9 protein-coding genes and 2 pseudogenes are annotated in these 9,340 nt (G+C 43.4%); 9 read left to right on the top strand and 2 right to left on the bottom strand.

Annotated features, from left to right (window positions below):
- Window positions 1-16: 16 nt before the first annotated feature.
- Both USH94_RS22220 and USH94_RS22215 read left to right on the top strand, forming a co-directional pair.
- Window positions 17-373, top strand: a pseudogene (locus tag USH94_RS22220) (DDE-type integrase/transposase/recombinase); the annotation flags it as partial.
- Between the two features lie 512 nt (window positions 374-885).
- Window positions 886-1,269 carry a VOC family protein gene (locus USH94_RS22215; RefSeq protein ID WP_111966120.1) on the top strand — a complete coding sequence of 128 codons (384 nt, stop codon included), beginning with the start codon at window positions 886-888 and terminating at the stop codon, window positions 1,267-1,269.
- 61 nt (window positions 1,270-1,330) lie between these two features.
- Here USH94_RS22215 and USH94_RS22210 read toward each other — a convergent pair whose 3' ends face one another.
- Window positions 1,331-2,044, bottom strand: coding sequence for a biotin--[acetyl-CoA-carboxylase] ligase (locus tag USH94_RS22210; protein WP_181574067.1), 714 nt, complete (start codon window positions 2,042-2,044; stop codon window positions 1,331-1,333).
- Window positions 2,045-2,379: 335 nt separating this feature from the next.
- Here USH94_RS22210 and USH94_RS22205 point away from each other — a divergent pair, with 335 nt between their 5' ends.
- From USH94_RS22205 to USH94_RS22175, 7 genes and pseudogenes are all read left to right on the top strand, one after another.
- Window positions 2,380-2,715 (top strand): hypothetical protein, encoded by a 336-nt coding sequence (locus USH94_RS22205; RefSeq protein WP_111966122.1) that lies wholly within the window; start codon window positions 2,380-2,382, stop codon window positions 2,713-2,715.
- 130 nt (window positions 2,716-2,845) lie between these two features.
- A pseudogene (locus tag USH94_RS22200) lies at window positions 2,846-3,520 on the top strand (transposase); the annotation flags it as partial.
- A gap of 72 nt (window positions 3,521-3,592) precedes the next feature.
- Entirely contained in the window at window positions 3,593-4,501 is a 909-nt protein-coding gene (locus tag USH94_RS22195; protein WP_111966123.1) for a LysR family transcriptional regulator, read from the top strand.
- A 133-nt stretch (window positions 4,502-4,634) separates the two neighbouring features.
- Complete coding sequence (locus USH94_RS22190) at window positions 4,635-5,141, top strand: polyketide cyclase (protein ID WP_043016095.1); 507 nt, start codon at window positions 4,635-4,637, stop codon at window positions 5,139-5,141.
- 330 nt (window positions 5,142-5,471) lie between these two features.
- On the top strand, window positions 5,472-5,738 hold the full coding sequence (locus USH94_RS22185; RefSeq protein WP_032640030.1) for a DUF1778 domain-containing protein: 267 nt from the start codon (window positions 5,472-5,474) through the stop codon (window positions 5,736-5,738).
- Window positions 5,726-6,211, top strand: coding sequence for a GNAT family N-acetyltransferase (locus tag USH94_RS22180; RefSeq protein WP_111966124.1), 486 nt, complete (start codon window positions 5,726-5,728; stop codon window positions 6,209-6,211). Before USH94_RS22185 ends, USH94_RS22180 begins: the two co-directional genes overlap by 13 nt.
- Before the next feature lie 329 nt (window positions 6,212-6,540).
- Window positions 6,541-7,482, top strand: coding sequence for an STM4504/CBY_0614 family protein (locus USH94_RS22175; protein ID WP_181574068.1), 942 nt, complete (start codon window positions 6,541-6,543; stop codon window positions 7,480-7,482).
- Window positions 7,483-7,841: 359 nt separating this feature from the next.
- Here the strand turns inward: USH94_RS22175 and USH94_RS22170 are convergent, their stop codons facing one another.
- The gene (locus USH94_RS22170; RefSeq protein ID WP_146749052.1) at window positions 7,842-9,239 is read right to left on the bottom strand and encodes a hypothetical protein; all 1,398 of its coding nucleotides are present in this window, start codon (window positions 9,237-9,239) and stop codon (window positions 7,842-7,844) included.
- Between the last annotated feature and the right edge of the window lie 101 nt (window positions 9,240-9,340).

Genomic DNA, 9,340 nt, shown 5'->3' with positions numbered 1-9,340 from the left:
GAAACCCACTCTCTAGCGCGAACTGGCGCTCGACGCGCTGATGATGGCGGTCTGGCGCCGAAAACCGGACGGCGAGGTCATCGTACATAGCGATCAAGGTAGTCAGTACGGTAGTGACGACTGGCAGCGCTTCTGCCTGGACAATAACCTGGCCCCGAGCATGAGCCGGCGTGGCAACTGCCAGGATAATGTGGTGGCCGAATCGTTCTTCAGTTCACTGAAAAAAGAACGCATCAGGAAGAGAATATACATAACCCGGGAGCTGGCCCGGGCGGATATCTTCGATTGCATTGAAGTGTTGTACAACCGGGCCCGGCGCCACTGTCACCTCGGCGGCGTCAGTCCGGAGGCCTTCGAACAGGCCTCGTTGTGAGGACAGGAAATGTCTACTGTTGTGGGGTCAGTCCACCATGAGGTCATCACATTCATATGAAAGTAGTAAATTACAGTGTGTTGATTTATCTAGAATTTTCTGAGGGGGAGTGTGACCTAGATGATTCTCTGGTGGCATTCTTGCGATCAAGAGGTTATACATCTCTTTCATCCTCTTCTGTTCATATATGCAGGTCTTTGCCGGACATGAAGACCAGGTCATGTCAAAATCTGAATCCGTAAATGACGGTGCGGGGTATCTCATAAAGAGACTGCAAAAACTGTTTAAGAAGGTGATGCAGGATCATCATTTTTCCTGCCAAATTTCACTTGTCATTTCACCCACTGATGTGACCACAACCTATATTCCGCGAAAGCGCGGTGGGCTAAGGTGCTAAAAGAAACATCGGGATTTCCCGTGGCAGATTCAAATCAGACGTGCCATTAGTGATGAATGGCCGTATCTTATTGGAAGATCCCGTCGGTTTTTGAACAAACGAAAGGCTTATCAGTATGATTTCTCATTTAGACCATTTTGTTCTCACAACACGTGATATGCAGGGTTGTGTCGATTTTTATTCAGACGTACTCGGTATGTTAGTTGTTCGATTCGGAGCGGGCAGGACAGCACTGAGATTTGGTCAACAGAAAATCAATATCCATGAATACGGCCGGGAAATAGAGCCAAAGGCGCATCTGCCGGTGCCAGGTTCGCTGGATTTATGTTTTATTGTTCATGGAACAATCGCAGAACTGCTTGCCCACCTCAATGCTCACGACGTTAAGATTGAAGAAGGGCCTGTAAGAAGAACTGGTGCCAGCGGGGAGATTGAGTCCGTTTATCTTCGCGATCCGGATCTCAACCTCATTGAACTGTCTGTTTACCTTAACGGCTAAGCGAGCGTTGCAGTCCTGTTTTCTGGAACTGGTCAGTCATTGTTAGGCCTACCCAACAGCATCAGTTATGGAACAATACGTCTCCGTAATTCCACGCCTTCACCACACCATCTGGGGTTTCAAGCAGTATCCGGCCTTCCGTATCAGTGCCCCTACAGATACCGGAAACTATCTGCGTTTTTCCTGCATCAAGTGAAATCTCAGTCATTTGATTAAGCCCTTTCATTCTCCCTTCATAGGAACTCCGCAGCACGCTGAATCCATAAGTTTTCCAGAGAGAAAAATAGTCATCCCAGCGATGTAACAGGCTATGGAGGACATCCTGAGCATCTTTATCCGTGAAGCCAGCAAGTCCCGCAGCGATGTTTTCCAGACCCAGATTATCGGCAGTCATGTTAATGCCGATGCCTACATAAATGGCTCTTGGATCGGCTTCAATCAGTGTTCCACTAACTTTGGCTCCATTTATCAGGATATCGTTCGGCCATTTTATCTGCACCTCAGCATCACGAATAATAAGAGACAGCGCATCATGTATGGCTATCCCTGCGACGAGAGAAAGCGTAGGTAGTGATGTCCTGTCATCCGGAAGAGGAACAACAATAGTGACCGCGATATTCCCTGGTGCCGAAATCCATTTGCGGTTGTATCGCCCTTTACCGGCAGTCTGCTCGCGTGCGGAAAGCGCGAAATTCATGTTCCCGGTATGCTGGACAATCCGTCTCGCTTCATTATTAGTACTGTCCACCGAGTCAATTGTTATCAGCTCTGTCATTCCCATCTGTTCCGATAATTACCAGGCCGCCAATCCTAACAAACTCACCTGAACAGAGAAACATAGGCGACATGACTGGTAACAAAGGTCATCAGTACTTGGGGTGATTGGGGAGCATGGGGTGAGAATGTTTACTCCTTGAAAATTAATGCTTTGCGCGTAACTTTGCTTCATCAAATGGAGTAAGCCAGTATTCAACAACCTACGAAGATTTCTGCTGCTGAGAAGGAGGTGGTTAAAATCTAATCAGTTATGATGTATGGTTGTCGGTGTCGTTACATTAGCATTGCATAGTGGTTATACTTCTCCTCTTTTTTTACTAGCACAATACCTCAATGTTAAAGAAATTATATTTCGCTCTACCTATCGTTGTTATGGCCGTTGCTGTCGTATTTTGGCTTCAACCTCACTACTCGGCAGAAGAGGAAAGCTACTACCGCTCGGTCTTCTGTACCATTGATCATAACGATCAGGAAATGTTCTTGCGTGACATGGAGAAACTTGTGGAAGGAGGGAATTCTGAATATGCACTCCGTCAGTATCACTATATTCCTGCCCTTGGTGAAAAAATGTTCAATACCTGGAAGAAGCTTGATATCCAAGAAAAAAAAGCTTTAAGTGAGGATCCTCAGCAGTGTCTCGCTATCATGAGCGAGAGACAACGATTGTAAGTACCGTGTTAACGCCAAGCTGTAATTTTCCCTTTGAACCATTCTAAAATGTCCCCAGGCGATTTCTGGGGGAAATTTCATGATCAAAGAGACAGTTACAATGAGCCATAAGTAACTCGACAGGCTTCAGATTATTCAGGAGCCAGTCAGCCGTCACATCACCCAGGAACAAGCCGCGATACGTATTGTGGTCTCAATCCGTCAGGTTAAACGCCTGGTGCATCGATACAGAAATGAATGTCCTGTTTGTATTATATCCCGCAGACGTGGAAAACGTCCAAATAACGCTTTTACTTCCGCATTTAGAACGACGGTAATATCACTCCTCAAAGACCGCTACGCTGGTTCTTGACCAACTCTTGCCTGTGAGAAATTGCGCGAGATATACGGCTTGTGTTTATTCGTAGAAATTCTCAGAAAGTGGATGGTAGGGGAAGGAATATGGCGTGAACGCCGTCGTAAACATGCCCGAATAAATCAGCGCCGCATGCGACGTCCATCCTACGGTGAACTGATCCAGATTGATGGCTCGCCTCATGACTGGTATGAGGGCAGGTGGCCCAAATGCACACTGATAGTTTTTATCGATGATGCTACCAGCGCTCAAATGGCGCTGCGATTCGCTCTTTTAGAAACCCTGGCTTACATGGAAACTCTTAGGGGTTACCTCAATTATCGGGTTCGCTTCTGGCACGGAGCGGACGTGTTAACGAAGCTGAAGCTCTACTGTGAGCGAAAAGCGGACTTATCCGTACAAAGCTTACCATCCAGGAATGGAAGTTCACCCCAAAGGAAAACCCTCGGAAACTTTCTAGACAACCTTTCCCCGAGCATTTAGCCTGAATTAAAATTTTAATATCTTTCAGGCTAGTTCATTATGAAAAATGATATCAGAACCCTCGACCTTAACCTTCTTAAGGCCCTTGATGCATTACTGGATGAGAGAAGCGTTACTCGTGCTGCACAGCGCCTCTCCCTGACGCAGCCTGCCGTCAGTGGTATGCTTTTTCGCTTGCGTGATTACTTTGACGATCCACTCTTTGTTCGCACCAGCCACGGTATGGTCCCCACTATGCGGGCCAATGAACTTTCTGCGCCGGTAAAAAAAATCCTCACCGATATCGCTATCCTGCTGAAACCAAATAAATTTGATCCCATGACGGTGGAACTGACTTATACCATCGTCGCAACGGACTATGCACTTAAGGCTGTTGTCGTTCCGTTGATGGCTGAGCTGAAACAACGTGCACCGTATATTAAAATCGCCGTGCGGTCCGTGGACAATGAGCGAATGTATCAGCAGTTGTCTCGGGGTGAAGTTGATCTGGCTTTGGTAACACCGCAAACAACCCCCGAAGACCTGCATGGAAGAGCGCTCTATGAAGAACATTATGTCTGCGTAGCACGACGTCATCATCCTCTGGCTGCGAGTTCAAAAATGACGCTCGATCAATTTTGCAAGCAGGAGCATATTCTGGTGTCTTCGGACGGAAACTTCACGGGTGTTACAGATGAAGCACTGGCTAAGCTCAGTCTGACACGAAGAGTAGGGATGTCAGTTAATAGTTTTCAGGTGATACCTGATATATTGCGAGTGACTGATATGATTGCTGTTGTACCTCACCGCATGGTACTGACTAACAACGATCTCATCATTCTCCCTTTGCCCCTGAAAGTACCCGGCTTTACCAAGAGCATGGCCTGGCATGAGCGAACCCATCGTGATCCAAGTCATCAGTGGATTCGTGCTTTATGCGCAGAAGTAAGCCAACCTACCGCGCCCTGATATAAGTTATCTTATTAAGAATATAATAAATTACAATTCGCCTTATAACTCCACTGTGCCAATAATCACTGTCATCACGTTACTGCCGTAACGGCAAACGCAGTGCTCTCAACTTTAGCAAATGGAGAAATTTATGAACGCGATTAACTGGCCAGAAGGCTTTGTTCCCGGTTTTACCGATAACTTTGTTTCTAATGAAATGATCATCTCAGGTCTTAACGTCAATGATGTCTGGCCACTCCTGAGTCAGCCATTGCTATGGCCGGAATACTATAAAAATTCCGCCGATGTGCGCTTTTATGACAACAAAGGTCCAGAACTGGAAAATGGTGTTCGCTTCTACTTCAGCACGTTTGGTTTCCCAGTTGAAGCTCAGGTTGTGGAGTTTGTTCCACCCGCTGAAGGTAAACCTGCTCGTCTGGCATGGCACGGATGGGCCGGTGAAAAAGATACCGCTCAACGACTCGATGTCCATCATGCGTGGCTACTGGAGGATCTTTCCGGTCACAGGGTCCGTATCTTAACGCAGGAAACACAGAACGGTGTTCCCGCAAAAGATCTGGCAAATACCCGGCCTAACCCAATGCTTAATGGTCATCAGGAATGGCTTGACGGCCTGATTCGAGCAGCAAAGAAATAATAAACCGCTTTCCACAGTCATATCACTGAGGCTGCACTTCCCCGTAGCCTCAAGAATATTTTCCCGTTTGCTATTGCAATTGATTACATGTAAATCATGTACCCCCCTTTACTGGAGACTAAAACGCAGATCTTGATGCTCAGGGCACGCCTCTCCATTGGGCACATTCGCCTGTTGGTGTGTGGTTCGTCGCGGGACTATAGGGAAGAGAAAAAGCGTTTAATAGGAGCAGAGGGATTACAGGTACCTCTTGGTGCGAGTGTATAGCGTTTGCTATACAATATCATTGTGATATGCTTGTAAAGCAATTGCTATACAAGGAGCACACTCATGAAATCAGATGTCCAGCTCAACCTCAGAGCCAAGGAGTCTCAAAGAGCACTTATCGATGCTGCTGCAGAAATCCTTCATAAGTCACGCACGGACTTTATCCTTGAAATGGCGTGCCAGGCTGCTGAGAATGTGATCCTCGATCGTCGCGTATTCAATTTTAACGATGAGCAGTATGCTGAGTTTATCGATATGCTCGATGCGCCAGTCGCGGATGACGCTGCCATCAATAAACTCCTGGCAAGGAAACCTCAGTGGGACCTGTAACAGCACCAGAACCGTTATCCAGCGCCCATCAACTAGCAGAGTTCGTCAGTGGTGAGGTTGTACTTGATGACTGGCTTAAACAGAGAGGATTAAAAAACCAGGCTCTTGGCGCAGCACGAACGTTCGTCGTTTGTAAAACAGACACTAAACAGGTTGTCGGTTTTTACTCCCTGGCCACCGGCAGCGTTAACCACGTGGAAGCAACGGGAAGCCTCAGGCGCAATATGCCAGATCCAATTCCCGTAATCATACTTGCTCGCCTAGCAGTCGATTTTTCATTCCGTGGTCAAGGGCTCGGGGCCGATTTACTGCATGATGCAGTTCTGCGCTGTTACCGTGTAGCTGATAATATTGGAGTCCGTGCGATTATGGTTCATGCACTGACTGAAGAAGCCAAAAACTTTTATCTTCACCATGGCTTTAAGGCATCGAAAACTCAGGAACGCACTCTGTTCCTCAAGCTTCCGCAATAGATTCATTGGCAAGAAAAGGGATGTGGATGGTGATAAATTATTGATATTTAATCATATATTGACTTTATTTAACATAATCTTTGTTATGCGCACCAATATTGTAGTAGCTAAATTGAGATGTCCGTCTCTGACCAAATAGGTATGTCCGCGCTACAGTCTTACCACAGCGATCACTGCTTTCAAAGGATTGCTTCAATGATATGATAAATAGAGGAAAGCCTTGAGAAATCGGGGTACATTTCGGATTCCACAGAACTCCAAAACGCTTAGCGGAGGGGATTCGTACAACATACCGCAGTCTGTCGGAATGAGCAGAAAAAGGGTCGAAGATGGCAATAATTGAACTGTATTCCACTAGGAAGAAGAAGAATAATGGTGGGAACACTGATGTTTACCAGTATGATGAATTATCAGCAAAACTAAAAACACAGATACTGCAAATTATATTCGACATCTTAGACAGGTACTCTGATAATCGCCGAAATTATCATGATGAAAATGAATATGATTTTTTGCGTAATGCTTTATGTAGAGAATATGGCCGATTCACGTTGAATAATGAAAATAATGCTCGTTCGGATCTTATCGGCTGGTTCCTCAATAAAGCAGATACTGACGAGCAACTTGACTTTGTTGAACTAAGCTTTAGATATTTAGAACTTGTTGTTCAAAAAGATTCATTCAATTATATCGATGATAGAGGAAACCGGTTATCTCCACGAAAAATTAAAGATGCTATCGAAGAGCTTAATCACAGAATTAAAGAGGACACTACTGGTTATCAATATATCGAGTCCACTATCATTCGTGTAGACTCACAATATATTCATAGTGATGTTGTTAAGCCTGCCCTATCTTTGCTAAGAGAATCAGATGCTTATGACGGAGCGTCCGATGAGTTCCTTTCCGCTCACGAACACTACAGGCATGGAAATTATAAAGAATGCCTTGTTGACTGTCTGAAGTCTTTTGAAAGTTTAATGAAAGCAATTCATATTAAAAGAAGCTGGCATTTTGATCCTAAAAAAGCCACCGCTAAAGATCTGATAAATGGCTGTCTCAAAAATGGATTGATTCCGCAATATCTACAAAACCAAATGAGTGCTATTAATAATATGCTTGATTCAGGTATTCCTACAATACGGAATAAGGAAGCTGGTCATGGGCAAGGAGCTGAGGTTAGTCAAGTAGAAGAACACCTCTGCAGCTATATGATTCATATCACTGCCAGTAATTTATTATTTTTGGCTGAATGCGAACGGAGCATGTAATTAATTTTGTACAATCGCGTTATGCTAAAGAGGTCGTTGCGCAAGATCTTTTCGCAGCGGCCCTTTCAATATATTTTCATTTGTATTGAGCTAATGATTAGAAAATTCTAATGAACATTTACATGGTTGTAGCAGCAACTTGTACCCTCCGAACTTTGGCTATGATAATATTCCCGTCACTTAGATTCACCATCGAGTGATTCTGATAGCAGCTCACGCAGAAAATCCTTCAGGATGTCATTGAACGTAACCTGCTCCTAGGTCAAGCTGAGAAAATTCTAAATAAGCATTCAAATTAATGTATAATTCATTTCTACTTTAATTTATATAAAGTGGCACTAACTGTGCCACTCTTTTTATTATTCAGAAAAAGTCTCTGCTGAAGGTCTCGCTATGTCGCTTTTCTTTTTGGGTAACTGTGGGAATACAACCCTGCCTACAGTTTTAAATATTGATTGTCTGCATTTCTTTGCAAAAGATTTGTTTTTATTTTCTTTAAGATATTTAGCAATTAAAAACAGGTCTGGCGTAAATATTAGTGCTGTTGAGCTGGCTTGTGCTGAAGCAATACATTTATCGGTAAATGGTTCCTTTCTGCTTTCGATAGGTTCTAAACGATAAGGATTTCCAAACAATACTGATTTGGCTGGTACCATAACTTCATCGCGCTTAAGATCCTCATGTATATTAAGTGCTATTTGTCGAAGTTTATCTATGTTAATTGCTTTGTTATCTTTGCCTTCGGCCTCACCGATAAATCGTCCTTCTTCAGAAACGAAAACAGCATCAAATTCAGACTCGCCATTATCAAATTGTGAAACACTGAAACCCATTAGCATCAATGACTCAATAATAGCATGCTCAAGTGGCTTGCCTTTTTCAAACAGAAGATTTCTAAGGCGGGCAAGATCTTTTGTTTGGCTTAGTATCTGCTCCTTTTCTTTCTGGATGGCCTGTATCTTCTCTTCTACTTTCAAAAGACTCTCAAAGGCAGTAATTTCTTGTTTTAGCATGAACTTTTCAGACTCAACCCAATTTGGTGGAGGACTTATATCCCCGCTTGAGTTGATCAATTTTGCCATTAATACCACTTCTCGTATCAGTTCTTTAGCAAACAACTCACCTTTACTTGTCCATTCATTTTCATCATTTATGAATTCATCCTGATAAAAATTCATGTCTGGTAATAATAGCAGTGCTCCATTGCTATTATCACTCCGAATTAAAGAACCAACTTCTTTATCTCCGTTTTTTGTGAGTATCAATTTCGTTGTATTATTAGATTCAATAGTAACAGTATAGGTTGATTTAGCAGAAAACTGTTTCCAGTAAGATGATACTATCTGAGAACCATTATTGGAAAGTTTCATTTCCCTACCCTTGCCGCTTGTTAGCGCTAATTCACAGGGAACAAACTGATAGTTATCATAACTTGTTACTATTCTTGTCACCTTTTGATTTCTGCCAGTTCCACATGTGCGTTTTTCTCCAGTAGCCATAGAAACAGGTGTTTTATCACATAAATAAACTATTACTAATTTCCCATGCTCTACGGCTGTTTTAATTTCTCTACGCCAGTGCTCAGACTGAGCTTTTAATTTAAAGGAGTCATTATCTGATAAACAGGGGTTTCCTTGGAATGTCGACTCCTTCCTATTGATATAACTATATATATCAGGTCTTATAAGAATAACATCCCAGTCTAAAAGAGAAATGTTGTTATCAAAAGCACTGTATTCTGCACTTTCGTCAGCCATATTAAAACCTATCGTAATAATTTTTTTTTTGTGCCATATATGTTCCCTCACAAAATCGATTTTTAACAAAGTTGATTTTCTAGTCAGTTGCTATGCATAGC

The sequence above is a fragment of the Enterobacter sp. 148H3 genome (genome assembly GCF_034107425.1).
Lineage (GTDB): Bacteria > Pseudomonadota > Gammaproteobacteria > Enterobacterales > Enterobacteriaceae > Enterobacter > Enterobacter vonholyi.
The sequence above is the reverse complement of the archived record's forward strand: the minus strand, read 5'-3'. Positions and strand labels throughout refer to the sequence as shown.